Source organism: Butyrivibrio sp. DSM 10294 (assembly GCF_028539135.1).
In the GTDB taxonomy this organism is placed as follows: domain Bacteria; phylum Bacillota; class Clostridia; order Lachnospirales; family Lachnospiraceae; genus Butyrivibrio.
The window spans coordinates 151,923-174,138 of record NZ_JANSWL010000077.1 but is presented as its reverse complement, the minus strand read 5'-3'; the positions used below and the strand labels follow the sequence as shown (position 1 = coordinate 174,138).

The following is a 22,216-nucleotide window of genomic DNA, read 5'->3' as shown; positions in this document are numbered from 1 at the left end:
AGTAGAAATTATTTGTTCCAATAAATATCTGCCTTGTCCTTGATGTAGTACTGAGAATTGTCATCGTACATGCTAGGATCGATTGTCATATTGAATGAATAGTCATATACAGCTGAGTTGAAACCAGTTGCAAAGTTGAAGCAAGTGTAAAGAGGTGTTCCGCTGTAGTAGCCGTATACCTGCTGCTGATAGAGCTCATCAAGCATGGGAGCGAAGTCACCGGTTGTCTTCTGAACTACGAAACCGGCTGCTGCAATGTTGTCGTTCTGCTCGAAACCTGTTACAAGGAGATCTGAGAACTCGTTGTCAACAGTACCGTACCAGTTAAGTGCAAGAGGCATGTAGTAGTCACCGTTAACCTCTACAGTCTTGTAAGCACCATCGATTGACTGATAGTTCTTATCCTTCTCTGTAGCAACATCGCCTGCAATCTTCTTATAACGAACGCCCTCAGTGTACTCGCCACCTTCTGCGTTGTATACCCAACCGTCGTTCTCAAGAACTTCAATAGCTGAATCTACGGATGTATCATAAGCATCAAGGAGCATGCCCTGGCTAACAGCCTGCTTGTACATCCAAGAACCTGCATAGTAAGGTCCGTCTACAACTCCGCCGTAACCACCGGTGAAGTCCTTAGCAAATGTAGCTCTGTCCATGCAGAATGCGATAGCCTGACGAACTGCTGTGTACTGTACAGGACCAAAGTCGTTACGGAAGCCAAGCTTACCATAACCAGCTCTTGAATAGTGTGTGTAAACATATGCGCCGTCGGAACCATCAGCAAGTGCGATAGCTTCGTCTGTTGCAGAACCACCTGTGATAGCTGCAAGAACGTCTACACCGCCTGCCTTGAAGTCCTCAAGCTGTGTCTCAGCGATAACCTTCTTGTAGATTACCTTCTGGATTGAAGGCTTAACACCCTCGTAGTTACCCTTGAAGTTCTCGTTGATCTCAAGAACTGCTGACTTGTCGCCTGCATCGAAGGACTTAACTACGTAAGGACCTGAGTAAGGATACTTGGTATCTGTGTTATTGGAAGACTCTGTGATGTGTGCAGCCATCTTGAAGCTGTCACCGTTCTTCTCATAGAAGCCATCCTCAATGTAAACACCCTCACCGTCATCAGCGATATCGAAGTCACCAAGCCAAAGCTCCTTGGGTGATGGATAAAGTGAAGCGTATGTGATTGCATAGAAATAAGGAAGGTACTGAGGATCTACTGTTACAGAGAATGTGTAATCGTCGATAAGACGAACACCCTTCATAATCTTAGATGCATCATCAACACCATCGTTTGTTCCGTCATACTTGTTGAATGCGTCGAAACCAACAAAGTTCATAAGAGCTCTGTGATCCTTGCCGGCAGCCTCAGCAGCTACAGGAGTTGAGAATGCAAGTACTCTGTAGAGATAGTTCTTAGCCTTGATAGGTGAACCATCTGAGAATACAAGGTCATCCTTGATCTTGATTGTGTATGTCTTGGATCCGTCATCGTTATCTGTATCATCGAAGCTGTCTACAACAGTATCGTTAACAACATAACCGCCTTCCTTGGTAGGAGCTACAGTCTCAAGACCGTTTGTAAGGTTCTGAATGTCAAGGTCAGCTGATCCGGGTGAGCTTGCACCGAAGATTGCGTATCTGAACTTACCTGAAAGGTCTGTTGAGCTTCCCAGGATGATTGAGTTGTCATCCTTCTCTGAAGTCCAGTCGATAAGTGCTCTTGCAGGATCCCAGTAAGGGTTGGTAGGGAACTTGTCTACGCCCTTGATAGCTGCGTTGTAGAGATCATAGTACTCGTTTGAGTAAAGAGGAATCTCAGGAAGAAGGTGATTCCAACGTGTGATGTAGTATTTCCACCACTCAGCGTATACTTCATCTTCTGTAGCGAAGCTTGTTCCTTCTGTAGTGGTGTTGTAAACCATTGCCATTGAAAGGAAGTCAAGACCGAGCTCATAGCTCTCGCCGTCAACATTGAGGTATGCAAGTCCTGTGGACTCATCCTCTGTTACATCATTGATTGTGATCTGCTTCCCAAACTTGTCATAGAGAGATACATAATCCTTATCCTCTCCATACTCTTTACCTTCGATCATCTGAATTGATGAAGGCTCATCAGCAGTTGATACGTTCTCTTCTTCAACTACTTCTTCAGCCGCTTCTGTTGCTGCATCTGCAGCTGTGTCAGCTGGCTGTTCCTCAGTAACCTGAGTGTCCGGTGTTGTCTCTGCAGGTGTCTGCTTTCCGCAAGCTGATAATGAACCAACTACCATGGAAAGAGCAAGCAGAGATACAAGTGCTTTCTTTTTCATATTTGCCTCCCGTTTTTTTATTTATATGTAATCACATTTCTTATAAGAATATGTGTACATACCTAACAATACTTTTTATTACATTTATTTTTTACTTTGATACCTAAATGTATCATCACTTTACCATTTTAAATTGCCGCATCAAATAATGCAACAACTAATTAATTATAGGTAGCTATAATTATTTTTTTATCAAATTTTCTTCTTCATCTCATCAGCAAGATATTCGATGGTTCCGTCCCTGAAGGGGCTCTTAAGTCCTACCTTATCAAGCATGGGTTCATAGAAATCCTTGGCTGAAAGTTTGCACAGCTCGAGGTAATGCTGCCATGCCTCAGTAAAGTCCTTGTCCATCCATACTTTGAACTGCATAGCCACTACGCTTGCCAGTACATAATCTATATAGTAGAAAGGTGACCAGAAAATATGTCCCTGTTTCTGCCAGAAGCCGCCCTCATCAAAGAATGGATCTCCGTCAAAGTCAAGCCATGGTCTGTAGGTCTTCTCAAGTTCCTTCCATACAGCCTTCCTCTCGGCAGGTGTCATCTCGGGCTTGTCATATACGATATGCTGGAACTCATCAACCATACATCCGTAAGGAATGAAGGTGATGGAATCCTGAAGATGCATCTTGAGGTAATCATCCTTCCTGTCTCCGAAGAACTTCTCCATCCATCCGTAGGTGAAATATTCCATTGACATAGAATGAATCTCTGCAGTCTCCATTGTGATGTCATTGTGTTCAACGATCTCATCGTCTCTGGTTACATAGCCCTGGAATGCATGTCCGCACTCATGGGTAATTACATCCACATCTCCGCTGGTTCCGTTAAAGTTGGCGAAGATATAGGGAGACTTATATTTAGGAAGGAAGTCCATATATCCGCCGGCCTTCTTGGTCTTTCTGCCAAGGACATCAAAGAGCTCGTTCTCGGTCATGAAATCAAAGAACTCTTTTGTTTCGGGAGAAAGTTCTGAATACATCTCCTGTCCGGCCTTAAGTATCTCATCGGGATTGCCGATGGGAGCAGGGTTGCCGTTTGTAAAGAAAACATCGTTGTCGTAGTACTTGAGCTCATCTACGCCGATCTGCTGTTTTCTCTTCTCCTGGATCTCACATACAAGGGGAACAAAAGATTCCTTGATCTGCTTCCTGAAGTTCTCAACCTCAGCTCTTCTGTAGGAATTTCTAACCATTCTGTTATAGCCAAGTTCTACATAGCTGTCATAGCCAAGTTCCTTGGCCTGCTGTGTTCTGTTCTTGACAAGCTTGTCATAAATATCATCAATCTCATCGGTAACAGACTCAAAGTATTCGGAAAGAGCCTTCCATGCACGCTGTCTTGTGTCTCTGTTCTCAGCTGTAAGGCACTTACGAAGGAGTGATATGTTGTACTCCTCTCCGTCAAAAGGAATCTTGGCGGAAGCAATAATGTTGTCATATCTGCTGATAAGTGCGTTCTCTTCCTGCATGAGGGGAAGGATCTTCTCATCGATGGATTTGTTTGCAAGTTCAATATTCTTGAATGCAACCTTGCTGATCTTCTCCTCAAGGTACTCTCTGTATGGTGATTCATACAGAACCTTGCTGTAATCATTGCTGAGATTTGAGATCACAGGTGAGATCTCATCGATGTAATCATTCTCCTTGGTGTAAAACTCTTCAGAGGTATCGATATCATGTCTGAATCTGCCAAGTTTGATATTAGTATAAACATCGCCTATGAATTCATAGTACTTCTTGTGAAGTTCAAAGAGCTCTTCTCCACTTCCTGCATTCTTACTATCAGTAATAAGTTGCTCAAAAAATGCCTTGACCCGATCCAGGTCCACATGCTCATAGGGCATCTGTGATAATTTCATAATTTCATTACTCCTTATACGAAATATTATAAAATATAAAAGGATGTTTCTCCACCGTAGCGGCAAGAAACATCCCATAGTCTCTTATAAATCTTAAGTGTCTATTTAACAATTTGCATCGTTAAAGTATTTCTCTACCACTTAAGCAGAAATTATACTATATTTTAACACTTTAATCAAGCAAATCACCAAATTAGTTTAATATTATTTTAATATTTTTGCAAGTACCATTTTCCCGGCCAGGAGATCTCGCAGGATTCCAAAGCACTCTCTTACCATATTATTGGGAATAAACCGAAACTGCATATAGGCTGCTATACCGCACACCCGGGCATCGGTAATCTTCTTTGCGATATGCACTCCTCTGAATACGTGAAAGCCATTGGTGACTATACCAATCCTGAGATCTTTGTCTTCCGGATATCTGCTCCTGATTATTTCCATCGCGTTCTCGATGTTTTGCACAGTATCAAGGGAAGTATTCTCAACCAGGATTCTGTCCGGAGATACCCCGAGAGAAACAAGATAGTCTTTGCCTCCCTCTCCCTCACTCATGGATTCATTGCGGCCCTGACCTCCTGTGGTAACAATTATGGTCCCCGGATTATCATCAAGATATTCTTTTGCCTTCTGCAGTCTGTATCTGTAGATGACACTGGGACCGCTTGAACGCATCTGAGCCCCCAGAACTATAACATAATCAAGGTTCTTTTCACCTCTATCAAAAAAGTGAGATAAGATACATATCTGACACTGGAGAAAAACCAGCGCTGCAGCTGTCAGAAGCACATAAGAAACGCCCTTAATCGCAACAGGAGCCTTCTTCCACCTATTCTTCCCCGCAAGGAAAAAGCATAGACCAAAGAAAGCTACACCCCCAAGCCATATTATAAAAGAGAAGGTTCCGCTGCCAACAAGATATACCATTATCGAGTATAGAAAGCACAAAGCCGCAAGAACCGCCCAAAGAATTCTTACACGTGGTCTGAAAATGTCTTTTATCATCTCAATATTCTCTCCACAAAATATAATTCATATCCTCCAACCAGGTATTGCCATTAGCTCTGCGGAGGTTCATTCCTGAAACAAATACTCCGTAGGCTTCCACAATATCCGATGTATCATGCCCTGGTTCTATGCAGGTTGCGCAGGAGCTGATAACATAGGGAATGCCCTCCTTGGTTCCAAGATACATCATAATATGGCCTTCCATGAATACCAGAGAGCCCGGCAGCATCTCTTTCAGGACGCTCAACTTCTTGGCAGTAGTCATTTTGGTGCAGTCTATGCTTCCGAGGTCGTAGGTTCTGGCGATGGCCTTGGCATTACGGGGAAGTTCAAATCCAAAACAGGCATAGACCTGACGGACAAATCCGGAACAGTCATTGGAGGACAGTGTACCACCGTATCCATATATCTTCCCCTGAAACTTAAAAGCCTGCTCCAGTACTGCTTTAGATGTCATTTCAGGGTAGCCTGCGCAGACATCTTTGGAGACAGGAATGAGGACTCTCTCCCAATACAACTTCCCATCATCACCCCTGCAGGGCACCTCCGCGCGGTAGCACCCCCAGGCCATTCTGTCATATTCACCATCATCCCCGTCAGAAATGAGTTTTATCTTAGTTCCCATGGGAAGAATCAGGCCTGAGGCCTGTGAATTTCGTGCATTTCTCTCAAGTATGATCTCACTTCCCGTAACCATCAGGAACTGCTCAGGGTGAGATGCTTCATACCACATTGTTTTATCATCGCACAGAGCGACTGTATCCTTATGAACCCAGCCGCAGTAGGATCCGTTTATAGCAAAAAACCACTCTCCGTCCCTGCTTTCCGCCAGTATGACCACAGGAATACCCGGCATGAATTCTGAGCTTATCAGTTCATCAAAATACATTTCCTCCGGATCTGCGGCAATGAAATCATCACAGGGCAGAGTCCGCCCGTCACTCCTTACTACGCATATTCCATAGAAAGGTATGACTTGTTCCTGCAAACAGTCAAGGCCCATATTACTTCTGATCTCATCAAAGTAATCCTCTCCAACTTCTTTGCCATCTGCATAAAGAGGCCCATTTTCCCTGAGTTCATCAATGAGCTCCGGTGCCATCAAGGAAGCCACTACATCGCCGTCAATTTTCTCAGGGAGATCATACATATATAACTTTCTGTTACTGAAGCTCCCTTCCGGCCTGTATTCAACATAGGCTGGATTATTGTCGTTGAAGTCCTCTATTTCATCCCCGGTAAAAAGAACCTCATCCTCGGCCCCCACAAGCCAGTAACCGGGAACGAGCATATCCGCAGTCGTTCCTTCCACTGTCCCAACAAGACCCTCGTAGGGGTCAGCCGCACTCTCATCAGATACAAAGGACGAGCTCGCCTTGGTCACACCATGAAGCTTTACCCCTTCAATAGCAGTGGCACCAATAAACACTCCAAACAGTATTCCATATACCAAAGTAGCTGACTTTCTCTTCATGCCTTTTCCCTCCGAAGCCTCTCGAAATGGCCGCATATCATAAAAAACGGAATTGTAAGGTACATTGACGAAGAATAAATAAGGGGCACCGGTTCTGCGATGCCGATGATCAGTATTCCTGCGGCGCAGGCAGCCAGACAGCTAACCCCCAGAGACCCTTCTCTGTCAAAAAGACTCTTTACCGCAGTTATTCCCCACGTAACGATAAGAGCTACCAATATAAGGAGCCCCGAGAATCCATGTATCCTCATAATCTCAAGGAACGTATTGTGAGCATGAGCCTCCATGATCTCATGATGTCCGCTGTAGGAATCTCCTATGGTCTCTTTACTAAGTGTGGATACTCCCAACAAGAAATGTCTTATGCTCCTGAAACAGGACCTGATGCAGCTCGCCCATATATAAGTCCTGCTTGAAAAGGTTCCGTCATCATCCAGTATCCTTCTGCTACGAAGTTCAATCATTGTTCCCTGTGAAAAGATATCCAACAAACCTTTATAAATATCCTTTGGAAGTAAAAAAGACTCTGCTGCAAGGATCATGACCAGCAAAAAAGCCGCTGTGACAGATAAATATCGGAATATTACACAATCTTTTTTATCGCCGCAAAAGCGTCTGTAGCCTGACGAAAATGTCACGATGCCAAGAGCTGCTGCCACTCCGATAGCCCCTGTCCTGCAACCGGTTAATCCAAGGCAGAACCATCCAAGAAACGCAGCTACGATGTAATAGATCTTCCTCACGCCCTTCGTTGACACAAGTCCAAGGATAGAAACAAACAGGAGCGATGCACACACAAAGCCAAAGCTGTTGGCATTTCTGAGGGCGCATAATCTTCCGTTTCTAAAGCACCCTGTCACAACGGATGCCGGAGATATTCCTATGAACAGAGTCTGCGTGGCATGGTAAAGAGCAGAAAGGCATATCAAAAAATCTGCCACTGATATAGCAAGCACTGATACTCGCAGCAGCTTAACCGAATCAGGAACAGTCCGCGATGCATAATATACCGCCAGGATCATCATCCACGCACATATGAATTTGGAACAAAAGAAGGAAAGTGAAATTCCGAAGGCAGCGATAGCTGAAATCCAGGAAAAAAGCAAAAAGACAGAAAAGAGGACTGTATCTGAATTTAGATACAGTTGCCTCCTTAGCACGCAATATAATACGATGACCAATCCTGCAAGGCCACCTGCCATATATAAGATGTTAGTCAAACCGGCGCTTAACATTCCCCCTAAAACCTTCCCCCCAAAAAGCTTTAGTCCTATTATAGATGGCGCCTTAGGATGTTTCAAGAAGTCTCTTGTACTCAAACAGCTTTTTGCATAGTTTCTCAAAATTGTTTTTGTAAAAGGCCACCACCTCATCTGCGGTTTCTACTGCCATATCATACTGCTCATGAGTCACAATGCCTGAAGCAAGAGCTTCATCGAGCTCCTCGGTATCTATGGTGTGGGGAATTCCTTTTTGAGAAATAACCACATCAAGAAAAAGATCATAGAATCTGGCGTCCCCATCGGGATCCACCTCATTTTTCAGAGTGATATCCACGTAGTGCTGGAACAATTCTCCCTCATGGAACATAGCTGTCAGAGTATAGTTGCCATCCTTAGGTGCCAGCTCCAGCCACTGATAGCCGCGGTCTGCGATGCACAGCCTTCCTTCCGGCGAATCCACCTCATCCCTTGCCACTCCTGTGAAGGTTATAAGGCCGATGCCCCCTTCAAAATGCTCATCCTTATGATAAACACAGGTAAAATCCCTGTCAGAATCCGTGTACCACTCCCGTCTGTCCAGGTTTTTCTCTTTAATTTCCAACATACTTTTTCTCCGATTATTATGTAATATTCTTGTCAGCTCACGGACAGCATCATGCACATCCGTGTCCGATCGCCGTGAAGTCCGCAAGTCTTCTCATTATAACCTGAGTAGTTTCGTCCACAAATCTTGCTGACCTTTCCTTGGTCAGGTACTGATAATTCCTGTGAAGATCCCCGTGATTGTCACTGTGATAGAATCCGCAGATGTATTTTCTTCTGTCTGCGAAAGCGTCCACAGGGAACTCCTTCATAAAGACATTGGTTACATCCGTAGCATCCTCATATATGTGGAAGGCTCTGAAATCAAGGTGTTCCTCCAGATACAGAAAGTCCAGATCATACCAGTCCGCCTTGTTCTTCCAGATAAAGTCCTCCAGAGACATGTTCTCTTTGGTGGCATTTTCTTCAGATACTCCCTCTGAACGGGTCATCTGCATCCACTCTATATCTGTAAGAAGATGTGTAAGGTAACCAAGGAAAAAAGAGTACTCACGAGTAGAATATTCACTTATCAGCTCCTTCGTAAAATACTCGCTCACAAATTCGTCAATGTCAATGAATTCCTTAACTCCGGGCTTTGTCCTGTAATGGGTCACGACCCCGGAAGGTGTAAATACTGTCCAGTCATCGTTTGGAACTCCGCTGTCCGGAGCTATATTTCCCAACACGAAGGCTTCTTCATCCAGCCCCGGAATCTCATCCAGGATCCTGTCTGCAATTCTTAAATGTACCATCCATGATGCCATGAGTTTTCTCCTTTGCTGTCTTATTCCATGAATTATGTAACTGTCACTATGGCCATGGTAAGCTATGCCCCAGGGGCAAGGTCAACAAGTTTTTGATCGCTTCCTCTTAATTGCCTTGACTATCAGAAAATCCGGCTTATGAAAAAGGTCCCTCTGATCCGGATACTTCTCAAGAATCTTGTCATCAGGAATCGGCTCTATCATCCTCTCGACACTAAAACCGTTGTCCACCAGAGTATTCACTATGGTGGAGAACATGCGGTGATATTTCTTCAGATTGTCCACAAACCAGGTTGTCTCCCTCTCCCCCTCAACTCCGTAGTTGGATAGATTGACGTAGATCTTATTTCCGGCTTCGTCCCTGGTCCACCTTGGTCCCTGTCCATGGGTGCTGGTAAGGGGATTCTCCTGGGAAAAGATAAAGAACCCGCCATCGCATAATTTCTCATTGATCATCCCTACTACTCCGGAGAAATCCTCCACATAGTGAAAGGCAAGGGAGCTGATCACAATATCAAACTGCCCCTCTACTTTATCAAGCTCCTCCATGGGAAGTCTTAAATAGGTTATTCGCGGATCGCTATTCTCCTCCCCAGCAACCTCCAGCATCTTCTCTGATATATCAAGCCCCACAACTTCCGAAGCACCTCGATTTACATACTCTATGCAATGCTCGCCAAATCCGCAGCCCAGATCCAGTACCTTTTTTCCAGTAAGATCCGGCAGTAGGGAAAAAAGAGCGGGAATCTCAAATAAGTTATTGGCACTTCCCTCGTTACCTCGTAGTTTCCTGTAGCCCTCAAAGAACGTATCGTTGTCGTAAATATTCTGCTGTGCCATATGTCCTCCCCTAAGCCAAGTAATATCTCTGTTAAATGGTCATTATTATATTAAAGCCTAATTCTGCGAATATTTCCATAGCAAAAGGGAAGACTCGACAGTTTTATGTGTTGATAAATATATTTTCATACAATAAACTATTTATTAGAGGACGTTTTACCGTTTTCTTTAGTCACTCAGCAACTGTTTAATAAGTGTTTAAAGTATAAAGGGGGATTAAAATGGCGCGAAAGCACATTAAGATCTTTTCTCAACGCAACGTTATATAGGAATCTGGATGAGTCCTCCCAGTACATTGTGAACAGTTGCAAGGAAAATATGAGCCTTGATGATTGCCAGCTCGGTTCTACTGAATTTGCCCCACTTGATAACGATAAATTCTTTGCTCTCGATCATGCTGAGATCAGAAATCCGAAATATGGCTATCGTAAAAAAGGTGAGATTACTTATGACAACGCTACTTTGAAGAAATATGGCAATAAATACGTGCCCTACTGGCTACGTTCTACAATCGATCAAAAAAACATGCTTACCCATGCAGATTGCGCTGAAGTAAATTACGACGCAGCCACCTACAGATATTGGCCCACTCTTCGTAGCTATCGTAAGGATACAGAGCAGGGAATAAGTCCTGCCTGCAATATCGATATATCCAAGATTCTTTTTACTTCCAAGGCTAACGGCTACTTTAGATTCACTTTTTTGGCTGAATACAGAAATATCGAAGTTCCCTCAGGCAAAAGAATAAGCGTCAGAGGAAGTGTCATAACCGTACCATTTCGCATTTCAGGCAGGTCACTGGATGATTAGTATGGTGAACCTCCCAATTCCGACACTCATAGTTGTCTTATCCTGTAATCCAAGTGTCTGTCAGTTACTACTTTGACATTCAGAAACACTCGAGGTTAGAGAAATATGCTATACAAGTGTCACTTTTAGGTAAAATCCTGTCATTTGAGGCAAAATCAACACTTGTCAGATAAACACATTGATGTATAAGTGCTCATCCCCTTGTTTTAGGCACTCCTACAGCTATCCAATTGATTATCAAGTGTTGGCCCCCCTTATCATTGGCACTCCTAAATTCAGTCATTGAGTTACCGAGTGTTTTTTCAACAAAGTCAACTGCAATTGGCACGTATAATCCAATTGAGCGACTTTAGGAGTGTCATCAGCTGTTCCCATCATCTTCACCGTCGGCAGAACCGGTCATGCGTTTCTAGCAGGTTCCGTCAAGGGTGGCGTCCTTTGTCCACAACATGGTTGGTCGGTTAAGCTGAAATTGAACGCTCAATTCCTAATATGTGAGACTTCATTTTGAACCCATACTTTTCATACAAATGAATCGCCTTATTTCCATCGACTACTTTCACTTCCAGATGCTTGACATTATTCTGATCAAACATCTGCATTGCCCAGTCCATGAGCTCTTTACCGAACCCTTTTCCTCTGAATTCTTCCTTTACCACCAAGTAGTCCAGTTTGCCGCTTTCACCGTTAATATCGACTTTGCAGAAGCCGATAATCCGGTTCTCGATTTCAGTGACTGCTATATAAGATTCCTGATTTCTTAATGCAGCTTCAAATGATTCCAGAGTCTTTTCATAGGGCTTTAAAGGATAATAGCCTTTGAAATTCACAGATACATCATTGTGATGCTCTGATAACTCACAAATACAATCGTAGAGCTTACTTATCTCATTCGGTTCTATTTCTCTCATGCTCATTCACCTTCTACAACTTCCATTAACGTCATAATGGCATATTCTTATTTTAGATCATTAATAGTTTCATTTATTATTGTTTCTGAGTCTGCTCCAATTATATCGAGGCCGGTTGCCTTGATCAGCTCTACATTTTCAATTCCATAGAAGTTCTGGGCAAGAGCTTTTATATAGCCAAATCCAAACTCCTCCGGAACATAGTTCCCGCCTGCTGTCATGACATAATAAAGCTTGTTTGCCTTGCACAGGCCCTTGGGAAATCCCTCAGGTGTATATTCAAAAGTGATCCCAAGCACATTTATAGCCTCAATGTACTGTTTCAACATTGCAGGAAAAGACAAATCCCAGTAAGGAGCCGCTATCACAATGGCATCTGCCTCGGCAAACTGCCTGGCTAATGCAAACATGTCATCTTCAAAAGCCCCTTTCGCAATCAGATCATCTCTCTTTTTTAGATATGTCTCATCCGTTACGCCAAAGGAAATATCCTCAAGGGATACGCGGGCCACATTTTCACCCAGCTTTTCCAAAAGAGCTTCTGCAAGTCTCTTTGTTCTCGAATCTTTTCTAACACAAGCGTCCACAAATAGAATCATTTTGCCCTCCTCAAACTGCTGATATGTCATCGTAAATGCTCATATCTTCATGCTACAGTTATTTTCCTATAATCAAAGACCATAGCTACCATAGCTATGATCTTTAGCATTGTTCCATCCAATATTCTTATATCCTTGCTGTTCTTCATACAGCCTTTTCCTCTTCCATGCCTGCAAGGTAGGCTGCGATAGGCTCTATATATCTTATATCCGATATGTCATAGGATGATGCCATCCTATCGAACATGGCCTTCTGCTCCGGAGTAGCATCCTTTTTATTTCTGATGGCAGATACAAACATCTTCATTGTGATCCTGGTGGGGGCACTCATTTTTTCATAGCTCATTCCGCCCTGGCAATAGAAGACCTTGATATAGTCCCTCTGCTCATCAGTGAGGGCATTCTGAAGAAGCGCATCCACCTGAGGTTCGCCATTAGGAGTTCCTCCCACGCAGAACATAGCAAGGCGCTTATTCTTCCAGTTCTCTGCTTTTTCAAGAAACCACTTGGCCTTTACGATTTTTTCAGCCATTGCCCAACCGCCATAGCAGATCGCATCATAGGTGTCAAAATAGTCATTCCCCTTCTTCTGTGCTTCCTTAAGATCAAGAAGATCTCCGCCTACTCTGTCAGCAAGCCAATGAGCATACCTTTTGGTAAAACCTGTCTGTGATGTGTAAATAATCAGTGTTTTCATGTTATTCTCCTCCCTCATTTTTAAATAAATTCGTATTTCTCTAAGAAAATGTCTATATGCTTTTCAACAATCTGAAGAGCCTCCTTCTTTTTTCTGGGTTGTCTATCCAAAAGCTGGACCATGATTGTAATGGGGGATATAAATTCCAGCGCAATTATCGCTGCGTCCCCCTTCACCATCTGCCCCCGGTCCATCATTTTCTGGAAAATTGATGTATATACATCCTGAAGATATGTGAGCTGATGCCTGGTGGTAAGCTTAGCCAGAGTAGCATTTCTGTACTGCTCCATGGTTATGAGCTTTCGCATCTTTTTAGCAGTGTCATTCTTAAGGGTGAAATCCAAAGATCTCAAAGCATATGCCTTAAGATCCTCTCCGGAATTAATTCTGTCCGGCAGATTGTCATTCGCCCCCATGCCTTTGAGATATTCATACTCCGCAGTATCGATCACTGCTTTTAGAAGGTCCTCTTTATTTTTGAAATACTTGTATATCGTCGGTCCCTTGATCCCAATTGACTCTGCAATCTCATCCACCCCGGTTCCGTCAAATCCTTTTTCGGAAAACAGATCTCTTGCAGCCTTTATCAAGGGTTCCTTGGCGTTTGTTCTTGGCATATGGCCTCTCCTACATAGATACAGGCAGTTTTTCTAACTATCGTTACCAATTATAAGTTAACGAGCGTTCACTGTCAACGATCCATTTCCGGTTAAATTTCTCCATCAAAAAACAGACCTTATCACTTGCACAAATAAAGTCTGTTTTACACTGATATTTCATCCGATAAGCAGTCTCTTTATCTGTGAGTCTGTAGCAATCGGATATATCTCTTTCATATGGTCTATAATAGCTCTGCCGGAGTCTTCAGGTTTTTCACAGTACCTTGACGTCACATGCTCGTAGCCCCAGATTGATTCAGGCCTGGAATAAACAGCTATAGGCCATCCGTAGAATTCACCCTTCTTGTTCTTCCGTTGCCTGAAGTCCCTGACGCACAGATATGTTTTCATCTGAAGGTCCGTAATTGTACCCTCAAATCCCTTCTCGCCTCCTTTTCCAAAGCCGGCTCTTGCCTTGACTTCATTGGAATACAGCTCAGCCTCTGCCTCGAAAAGATCCATTATCTTTTTCTGGCGTCTCGAGGCTTTCTCATCATCCCAGAGCGCATCGAAATCATAGCCATCACGGCGGAGATTAACAAAGTATGGAAGCCACTTCTTAGATATAAAGCCCGCTTTCTTAGCAAAAAACTTGCCGTATGCCACTTCACCGCTACGGGCAATTATCTCACGCCATTCCCATGGGTCAACCTCCTGATCACCGCACCACCAATACCCCGGCACGGTTCTCTCCTCAAGAGAAAATCCGGGAATGTTATTCTTGAATAACGGCAAAAAGCCTATTTCATTTATGTAGTCTGTTGCATCCTGCACAGTATGAATACATTCGGGATCATTCCAGTCCACACCATACATGATCCATGTTCCGCTCTCGTTTCCCATATCCCCTCCAACTTTTCATGCGCCTATATATCTATAATGCATTTTCAACAACCGGCAAAACTTTCTTCTCTATGAACTCCACCCGGTCAAAAATCCTTGGCTTGAAGGTCCCTGTCATTCCGACAGATACATTTTTCTCTTTATTTACATAGATTATATTTCCGCTGTCACCAATCGCCGCATATACATCTCTGTCATCGTAGGGTTTGTACCATAAGTAACCATAGTTCATGTAGCCAAAGCGCTCCCCCAGCTTAATGTGAGGTGCCAGCATGTCATTCAAATATTCTTCAGAAATGATTCTTTTCCCATTGAAGGTTCCGCAGTCAAGAACAAGTGCGCCGATCACAGCCATATCTTTTGCCGACATGCATAATCCCCAGCCTGCGGTAACACAGCCCTGTGGATCGGAGTACCACTCATATTTCCTGGGATTCTTGTTCATAAAGAAATCAAACTGGTCCTCTTTGGAACTGTCACCGTGTGGTATTCGCTTCGGAAGCCCCAACGGTTCAAATAGATTTTTGTTAGCGAAATCAATGCATTTCTCTCCGGTGGCTCTCTCGATTATTCCTGCCAGTATTTGAATGCCCAGTGTTGCATACCTAAACTCTCCTGTGATCCCATTACGACCTCCAAGATAATCCAGGATTGCAAGAGTAAAGTCCGGTGAAGTGCACACCTTTTTCCAGGGTTCTGACTTGCCCTTATAGGGCGCTGTCATTGTAAGCAGGTGCCTGATCGTGACATCATAGATAGTTTTTTCTCCACGCTTTACAGTGTAATCCGGAAAAAAATCCATCACCTTCTGATCCAAATTCCTGATATAGCCTTTGTCCAGCGCAATTCCCGCAAGCAGTCCCATAACACCTTTTGTTACGGAGTTTACATTCATCGCATCCTCAGTCTTAAATCCATGCCAGCAATCATCATATACTTTATCCCCGTCTTTGATCGCATAGATCTGACAGATATTGCTCTCATTTCCGGTGCTCTCTGAAATTAGGGCGTGAAGTTGTTCTTTATTCATGATAAAAGCCTCCTCTTAGGAAAGATTTGGACGTCCTAAGAAAAGGCTAATATGATTAAAAATTCTTTTCAAGAAAAATCTTAAAAATATTTAGCCGGATCCTTCAGACTGGCCGGTGGATGCTTCATTTCCGGCCTCTGAACCGTTATCGCCATTTCCTTCATTATTTTCGGTGGATCCACTATTTGAGGACTCTTCTTGCTTTTCTCTTTCTTCCTCTTCCTGTTTCTTCTCTTCTTCTTTCTTTTGCTCTTCTTCCTGTTTTTTCTTTTCTTCTTCTTCTTCTTCTGCTTTCTTTTGCTCTTCTTCCTGCTTCTTCTTTTCTTCTTCTTTCTTCTGCTCTTCTTCCTGCTTCTTCTTTTCTTCTTTCTTCTGCTCTTCTTCCTGTTTCTTCTTTTCTTCTTCTTCTGCTTTCTTTTGCTCTTCTTCCTTCTTCTTTTCTTCCTCTTCCTGTTTCTTCTCTTCTTCCGCTTTCTTCTTTGCTTCCTCGTCTTCTGTCACAGTACTACTCTGAGAAGAAGCCTCTGAAGCATTCTGATCTTCTATGATTCCCATCATGTCCATAAGGTCGCCAAGATTGCCGTCGTTAATTCCTGATTCATCACCGGTTGTAGCCTTGACCTTGTTTGGATCAGGCTTAACATACTTAACTACATATTCACCCTCATCAGATATTCCAGGCACTGGGTGCTCTACTATGTAATTGAATATGGCTTCGCATCCTTTCCCAGAATAATGAAGTCCGTCGCCACCGTTATACTCAGACTTTACCTGTCCATCAGATTCTTTGAGGACTTCAGCGATATCAAGATAGAAAATGTGTTTCTCCTTTGCAGTCTCCAAAAGGAAATCATTGTATTTGTCTATCAATGCGTTCTGCACATAGTTTTTGTACATTCCGTTATCATCTACGGGACCTATAGACACAAGTACAATATTGGAATTAGGCGCCAGCTCGGATACGCTGTCTATAAGTGAAATAAATGTATTCTTGTAATGATCCTCGCTGGAATCATTGATTCCGTTTACACCAAGAAGAATATATATAACCTGAGCCTGATGAGACTCCAGGTAAGATTTCATAGTATATTCTTTTCCAGCATTGTTCATGAATATATTGGATGCAAATGCCGGATGTGATATTCCAATCTGCGCAAGTGCGGAATCATCGTTAAAAAAGCCGTAGTTAACCATGGCTACGGTTCTGGAATCGCCCAGGAATACGCATCTGTTAAGATATCCCTTCTTAGCACCTTCTTTTTTAACAAGTACAGTTGTATCCGAAGTAGATTCGGTCTTGGTTTCTTCGGTTGCCATCTCGACTACAGGCATGTCTGCGTCACCGGATGTTCCCTCGTTTGCAATCTGGGTTTCTCCACCGTTCTCACTCAAAGAATTGTTCTTAACACCACTTATGTACGCCATAACCAGGATGATAGCAAAGGCAATCACCACTATTCCCAATGAGATGGCAATAAGCTCCTTTGTACCAATATGCTGCATTATATTATCAAGTTTTCTCGCTGTATTTCTCTTTATTTTCCTAAGTTTCTTAAATATATCATTTCTCATGTGAATTCTATTTTCCTTCAATCTATTTTTTTAGGAATTCTTCGCTGAGGTCTGAAAGAATCCTAAAAGGTCCTGTCTTTTTTATTCCCTACAAGCTCCAATCTGTCATCATCAATAATGCTGTGATTTATCGCTGTTTTCTCACCTGTAATTCAGCAATTGAAATATAATGCTTAACATCAAATTCTTCCGGAGCATTTTCATTCAGCATCCGAATATGTTCCTCATTCCATGCCTTAAGCTGAGTTTCATCCATTGCTGCGCCAACTCCTCTGCAGGCACGCATACGGCCATGCCAGCTATCTCTTGTAAATGAGACGTCAACCCGAAACTCCTTCTGCAGTACCTTGCCAAAGCTTGCAAGCAGCTCTTCAGGGACAAAGACAGGATGGACGGTATCTCCGTAAGAAGACCAATTTGGATTATGCTTTAAGATGATTTCTTCGCTTTTTCCTGCAATATCGTCTTCATAGGGGAGCCATCCCATGTACAGAATAAGCAGCTTTCCTCCCGGTTTCAGCATTCGTGCAAATCTCTCGGCTATCACCTTTGCATCCAGATACCAAATGCACTGGCATACTGTAATAACGTCAAATGTATTATCCGGGTAATCTACTTCTTCAGCGGGGCATGCATAGAATTCAATTTCCATCCCGTTCTCCGCTGAGAGTCTCTTTGCCTGTTCTATCTGATTCTCCGAAATATCGGTTCCTATCCATTTTGCGCCATAGCGATACATATTTCTTGGAAGGACACCGGTTCCGGTTCCGATATCCAGCACCTTCTGTCCATCCCTGCACAATCCCAGATCCAAAATGCTTTGATAGAATTCATCCGGATAAATATCTCTGTATTTTGCATAGTCTTTAGAAGTATTTCCCCAATCAAAAACCTTACCGTTATCTATATCTGAGAATTGCATATGATTCCTTCCCCCGATGCCTTTTCTTCATCACATATTTCTAAATAAGTATCCCTGAAAAATGGTCGATTTCATGCTGGATTATCTGCGCTGTAAAGTCCTTGTACTTGCCATGTTGAGGCTTAAGATCCTGAATAACCCTTTTGTCAGCCTCTGTTGCAGGCTCTGACTTTTGCTGCAAAAACATTATATCTTTAACTATCTGCTTAACCATTACAGTTTTCTCCTTGCAATTATCTTATTGAACACATCACAGATATCCGTTTCCAAAGAGTAAAGGTATATGATTCTTCCTATCGTGTTTATAGTTTCCGTTTCTCCTGACTTAATATCTTGCTTTGTGGTGCCTTCTAATCTCAATGCACGTTTCATGTTATACTCAAGCCATTCTACCCATGTATACGCTATACCATATAGTTTATTATATGATCTAAAACCATTATCATATTCACTTAAATATCCATTATAAAAAGATGCCAAATTCTCACTGCTATATCTCTGATTAACTGTTCCCGCCCACTGGAGCGAAAGGTCAAGGCATGACGCTATAGGATTACTATATCCCAAGCATTCCAGGTCGATTACAAAAGGCTCTCCATTGTCCCACATATGTTGCATGCTTATTTCAACAGTCCACCATGAAATACACATTCATAGACTTTCTGTTCGTTCTGATATATTTCTTCATAGCCCTGAAACCAGGTAAAATCACCGGTCACTTATGGTCCTATCAGCCCCTGCTTTAATAGGATAAATTGTCTTGCCTGTTCATTAGTAATAGTTTTCATACGACCTCGGATATCAGTGTGCAAATCACCAGATTTTTATATAAGCATCCCCGAAAAATGGTCAATCTCATGCAGCCATTCAAGCATTTCTTTCATTAGTCGTCTCCTTTTATCAAGTGTTTTGTCTGTTTTCTCTCAAACTTAGATATGGATATTACTTAATTGTAATCTTTACATCAGGTAAGTATCAATCTGTTTCTTAATTATTACTGCGGATCATTCATTTTTCCGCCAAGTTCCTTTTTTATATAAAGGCCTATGAAAACACTTCAAAGCAACAGGTTTTAATATGCTATAATATGCTGGTATTACTAATATTAAACCTTATTTTCTTAAGAGTGGGGAACCTATGATAAGAAATAACGATTTTACTCTTGAATATATCGGCGACACTCCTTGTCTGCTAACGCATGGTCAAAGCGCAGCAGATAGGAAGAAAAGCTTATTTCTAAATGATACCGGTGTTTTTATCTGGAATTTACTCTCCAAAGATCTGACAATTGAAGAAATCTTTGATAGTTGCTATGAACACTTTGAGATAGACGAGGCAGATCGCCCTGACGCAAAGCGTTCCATTCAAAGCTTTATGGATTCCCTTTGTTATTCAGGAATGATTATAGATACTGATTTTTATAAAAAGCTTAAACTCAAAAAATATGTCAGCATGAATATTGCCGGTATCTGCGTAAATCTGTTCGGCAAGGAAGAACTGTTTGATGATAGCTTTATGTCTTTTGCCGATGATGAATACACTTGCTCAGCTGATAAAACCCAGAATATTTATGTCTATCATATTGCACCTGTAATACATAAATCCGGTGAACTGATCATTCGTGATAAAGAGGTATCCATCATAAAAACATGTGATGAATATATTCTCATTTTCCCGTTATGGGAGCATGTTGACGAGCTTCATATATCACCGGACGGACAGAAGGTATCTGTTTTTGTTAAAGATACTGATAATGCCAAGGAAGAAGTATTCTGGGCTATTCGTCACGCTTTCCTTTATATGGCAAGAATCCATAACTTATTTGCCATACATTCGGTTTCCGTAGAGTATGATCACAAGGCTCTTCTCTTTTCTGCCGGATCCGGGATCGGCAAAAGTACACATGCAGCGCTTTGGAATAGGTTGTACGGCGTAAGACAGATCAATGGCGATTTGAATCTATTGGGAAAATGTGATGATGGCAAAATATATGCGTATGGCATGCCATGGTGTGGAACTTCAGGAATCTATGATGCTAAAGACTATGAGCTTAAAGGAATAGTACTGCTTCGTCAGGATCCTAAGAATTTTGTAAGTCATATGCAGCCGGAAGCTAAAGCTCTGGCTATTATGAACCGAATCATCTCTCCGATGTGGAATAGTGAGATGTCCTTAAGCGTTATTCGCTTCGCGCAGGAAGTTAGCGCTGACTATCCTGTATGGAATTACAGCTGCAACACCTCAGAAGATGCAGCTGCATTCATAAAGTCCCAAATCGATAGTACAACAGCTTAAGTATTCAGGCGATGCTTTCCATCTCGCTGATTTCCTCATCAGATAACTTACAACAGTTGCCGTTTCTGATAGCATATACTCTATCGCATTGTTTTAATACTGAAGGTCTATGTGTAGTAATAATAGTGGTCCTAGGATATTCATCTGCCATGATATTCTTAAGGACCTCTTTTTCTGTCCATACATCAAGAGCAGAGGTTGCTTCATCCAGAAGAAGTATAGGCGACTGTCTAAGGATTGCTCTGGCAATAGACAACCTCTGGGCCTGTCCCTCTGAAAAGCCACTGCCGTGCTCTCCCATCTCACTGTTTATGCCTTCAGGAAGTTTCTTGACAAAGTCCCACGCGCAAGCCATTTTCAGGGCTTTGATGATCTCGTCATCCGTTGCATCCTTTTTTACATTTCTCATATTTTGAGCTATAGTTCCCGAGAACATTGTATTTCCTTGTGGAACATATGCAAAAAGACTTCTCGTTGCAGCTGTTGCATAGAGACTATCTTCAAGTTCCCCATCACCGGTCGTTATACGCACCTGTCCCTCACCGGGTCTTATTATAGCAAGAAGAAGTCTTAGCATAGTTGTCTTTCCTTCGCCTGAAGGTCCGACAAATGCAACTGTCTCATGAGGATTAGCATTAAATTCAGCCTTGGAAAAGACATTTTCTGCACCTTCGTAAGCAAATGACACGTTCCTGGCTTCTACTCCTATTCCCTTACCTGCATGCTCCTGTCCAAATCTTTCAACCTCTTCGGCATTGGAATAATCATCTCTTGGAAGGTCCAGTATGCTTTTAACTCGGTCAGCTGAGTTAAACAAGCTAAGAGATGTTGGTACAAAACTGATAAGATTGGAAACTGAGCCTGTAAGAGAACTTGAAAGGCCTATAAACATGGTCATTGTTCCGTATGTGATAGCTCCGCTCCAAACCTTGTATACGCCCCATGCCTGTGCAGAGTAGGATACAAGCATAGATACAAATGTCAGTATAAAAGTATTGAGCATTGATATCTTCTGATACTTAAGCGTAGCTTCTGAATATCCTTTTTGTATTTCTTTTAGCCTGTCTATGTGATATGCCAGCATATCAAAAGCTTTTATTGTCTGAATATTCGAGAAGGTCTCCTGATGAAAACCGTTCATTCTGGCGGATGCTGACATAGTTCCCATTCCGCTCTTTCTCATCATCTTCATAGAATAGCGCGAACTGATCAGTGTTATCGGGATGCTGGCAAGCGCAAAAATTGCAAATGTCCAATCGTATATGCAAACCATATATAAAGCGGATGCAAATCTGAAAATATAGATTATAAGGTTTGGTACGAGTGTCAAAATTCCTGATGCAATATTGGAAGCGTCACTTCCGCATCTCATAACAAGGTCACCGGAATGATATTTAGACAGGGATTGCCAATCCGTTTGTAATATTCCTTCAAAGATCTGCGCCTTTATCTCATTATTAACCTTAAGACTGATTTTGGTAGAAAGGTAACTTGATATCTGCGAAACACAAGTATTCACTACTGTAAGTACAATCATGATCATAAATGTGCGCAAAAGTTCCCCTGTGCGATGTCCTGTGATTATATCTACCAGGTCTCGTGAATTAAGACTTGTAAAAAGACCAAGTATTATTCCGGTCATGCCAAGTAAAGTGTATATTACAATAGCGGGTATATGGTTTATTGCATATCCATATATCCACTTGAATATCAATAGCTTGTCTTTTAGCTTTCCTTCTTTAATTTTGTTGAAATAATAACTTATCTTCCCCATATCGTAAAAAAGAAGCACCACGTTCATATGTGGTG

General features: G+C 42.4%; 22 protein-coding genes. 2 read left to right on the top strand and 20 right to left on the bottom strand.

The window, feature by feature from the left end:
* Positions 1-8: 8 nt before the first annotated feature.
* The 8 genes from NXH67_RS09980 to NXH67_RS09945 all read right to left on the bottom strand — a co-directional run bounded on the left by NXH67_RS09980 (position 9) and on the right by NXH67_RS09945 (position 10,069).
* The gene (locus tag NXH67_RS09980) at positions 9-2,312 is read right to left on the bottom strand and encodes an ABC transporter substrate-binding protein (RefSeq protein WP_022776860.1); all 2,304 of its coding nucleotides are present in this window, start codon (positions 2,310-2,312) and stop codon (positions 9-11) included.
* Positions 2,313-2,504: 192 nt separating this feature from the next.
* Positions 2,505-4,175: a M3 family oligoendopeptidase gene (locus NXH67_RS09975; RefSeq protein ID WP_272797294.1), complete on the bottom strand. Its 1,671-nt coding sequence runs from the start codon at positions 4,173-4,175 to the stop codon at positions 2,505-2,507.
* A gap of 204 nt (positions 4,176-4,379) precedes the next feature.
* Positions 4,380-5,180: a YdcF family protein gene (locus NXH67_RS09970; protein WP_272797293.1), complete on the bottom strand. Its 801-nt coding sequence runs from the start codon at positions 5,178-5,180 to the stop codon at positions 4,380-4,382.
* A 1-nt stretch (position 5,181) separates the two neighbouring features.
* On the bottom strand, positions 5,182-6,657 hold the full coding sequence (locus NXH67_RS09965; protein ID WP_272797292.1) for an NlpC/P60 family protein: 1,476 nt from the start codon (positions 6,655-6,657) through the stop codon (positions 5,182-5,184).
* Positions 6,654-7,877 (bottom strand): O-antigen ligase family protein, encoded by a 1,224-nt coding sequence (locus tag NXH67_RS09960; protein WP_272797291.1) that lies wholly within the window; start codon positions 7,875-7,877, stop codon positions 6,654-6,656. Before NXH67_RS09960 ends, NXH67_RS09965 begins: the two co-directional genes overlap by 4 nt.
* A 67-nt stretch (positions 7,878-7,944) precedes the next feature.
* Entirely contained in the window at positions 7,945-8,484 is a 540-nt protein-coding gene (locus NXH67_RS09955) for a DUF402 domain-containing protein (RefSeq protein ID WP_272797290.1), read from the bottom strand.
* 49 nt (positions 8,485-8,533) lie between these two features.
* Entirely contained in the window at positions 8,534-9,229 is a 696-nt protein-coding gene (locus tag NXH67_RS09950; RefSeq protein ID WP_272797289.1) for a zinc dependent phospholipase C family protein, read from the bottom strand.
* A gap of 81 nt (positions 9,230-9,310) precedes the next feature.
* Entirely contained in the window at positions 9,311-10,069 is a 759-nt protein-coding gene (locus NXH67_RS09945; protein WP_272797288.1) for a class I SAM-dependent methyltransferase, read from the bottom strand.
* A 117-nt stretch (positions 10,070-10,186) separates the two neighbouring features.
* Here NXH67_RS09945 and NXH67_RS09940 point away from each other — a divergent pair, with 117 nt between their 5' ends.
* Entirely contained in the window at positions 10,187-10,879 is a 693-nt protein-coding gene (locus NXH67_RS09940; protein ID WP_330676678.1) for a DUF6273 domain-containing protein, read from the top strand.
* Positions 10,880-11,340: 461 nt separating this feature from the next.
* Here the strand turns inward: NXH67_RS09940 and NXH67_RS09935 are convergent, their stop codons facing one another.
* The 11 genes from NXH67_RS09935 to NXH67_RS18455 form a co-directional block, all read right to left on the bottom strand.
* Complete coding sequence (locus NXH67_RS09935; RefSeq protein WP_022776868.1) at positions 11,341-11,790, bottom strand: GNAT family N-acetyltransferase; 450 nt, start codon at positions 11,788-11,790, stop codon at positions 11,341-11,343.
* Between the two features lie 47 nt (positions 11,791-11,837).
* Positions 11,838-12,389, bottom strand: coding sequence for an NAD(P)H-dependent oxidoreductase (locus NXH67_RS09930; RefSeq protein ID WP_272797287.1), 552 nt, complete (start codon positions 12,387-12,389; stop codon positions 11,838-11,840).
* 145 nt (positions 12,390-12,534) lie between these two features.
* The gene (locus NXH67_RS09925) at positions 12,535-13,086 is read right to left on the bottom strand and encodes a flavodoxin domain-containing protein (RefSeq protein ID WP_272797286.1); all 552 of its coding nucleotides are present in this window, start codon (positions 13,084-13,086) and stop codon (positions 12,535-12,537) included.
* A gap of 20 nt (positions 13,087-13,106) precedes the next feature.
* Complete coding sequence (locus tag NXH67_RS09920; protein ID WP_272797285.1) at positions 13,107-13,703, bottom strand: TetR/AcrR family transcriptional regulator; 597 nt, start codon at positions 13,701-13,703, stop codon at positions 13,107-13,109.
* Positions 13,704-13,862: 159 nt separating this feature from the next.
* A complete protein-coding gene (locus NXH67_RS09915) occupies positions 13,863-14,588 on the bottom strand; it encodes an AlkZ-related protein (protein WP_272797284.1) in 726 nt (241 codons plus the stop codon).
* Between the two features lie 31 nt (positions 14,589-14,619).
* The gene (locus NXH67_RS09910) at positions 14,620-15,618 is read right to left on the bottom strand and encodes a serine hydrolase domain-containing protein (protein ID WP_272797283.1); all 999 of its coding nucleotides are present in this window, start codon (positions 15,616-15,618) and stop codon (positions 14,620-14,622) included.
* A 90-nt stretch (positions 15,619-15,708) separates the two neighbouring features.
* A complete protein-coding gene (locus tag NXH67_RS09905) occupies positions 15,709-17,190 on the bottom strand; it encodes a GDSL-type esterase/lipase family protein (protein ID WP_272797282.1) in 1,482 nt (493 codons plus the stop codon).
* A 127-nt stretch (positions 17,191-17,317) separates the two neighbouring features.
* The gene (locus NXH67_RS09900; RefSeq protein ID WP_272797281.1) at positions 17,318-18,112 is read right to left on the bottom strand and encodes a class I SAM-dependent methyltransferase; all 795 of its coding nucleotides are present in this window, start codon (positions 18,110-18,112) and stop codon (positions 17,318-17,320) included.
* Positions 18,113-18,152: 40 nt separating this feature from the next.
* A complete protein-coding gene (locus NXH67_RS09895; RefSeq protein WP_022776877.1) occupies positions 18,153-18,326 on the bottom strand; it encodes a peptide deformylase in 174 nt (57 codons plus the stop codon).
* Positions 18,326-18,721, bottom strand: coding sequence for a hypothetical protein (locus NXH67_RS09890; protein WP_272797280.1), 396 nt, complete (start codon positions 18,719-18,721; stop codon positions 18,326-18,328). Before NXH67_RS09890 ends, NXH67_RS09895 begins: the two co-directional genes overlap by 1 nt.
* An 11-nt stretch (positions 18,722-18,732) precedes the next feature.
* Positions 18,733-18,831 (bottom strand): DUF5680 domain-containing protein, encoded by a 99-nt coding sequence (locus NXH67_RS18455; RefSeq protein WP_242830322.1) that lies wholly within the window; start codon positions 18,829-18,831, stop codon positions 18,733-18,735.
* A gap of 418 nt (positions 18,832-19,249) precedes the next feature.
* Here NXH67_RS18455 and NXH67_RS09880 point away from each other — a divergent pair, with 418 nt between their 5' ends.
* On the top strand, positions 19,250-20,407 hold the full coding sequence (locus NXH67_RS09880; protein WP_272797279.1) for a PqqD family protein: 1,158 nt from the start codon (positions 19,250-19,252) through the stop codon (positions 20,405-20,407).
* A 4-nt stretch (positions 20,408-20,411) separates the two neighbouring features.
* Here NXH67_RS09880 and NXH67_RS09875 read toward each other — a convergent pair whose 3' ends face one another.
* The gene (locus NXH67_RS09875; RefSeq protein WP_272797389.1) at positions 20,412-22,181 is read right to left on the bottom strand and encodes an ABC transporter ATP-binding protein; all 1,770 of its coding nucleotides are present in this window, start codon (positions 22,179-22,181) and stop codon (positions 20,412-20,414) included.
* Positions 22,182-22,216: the final 35 nt, after the last annotated feature.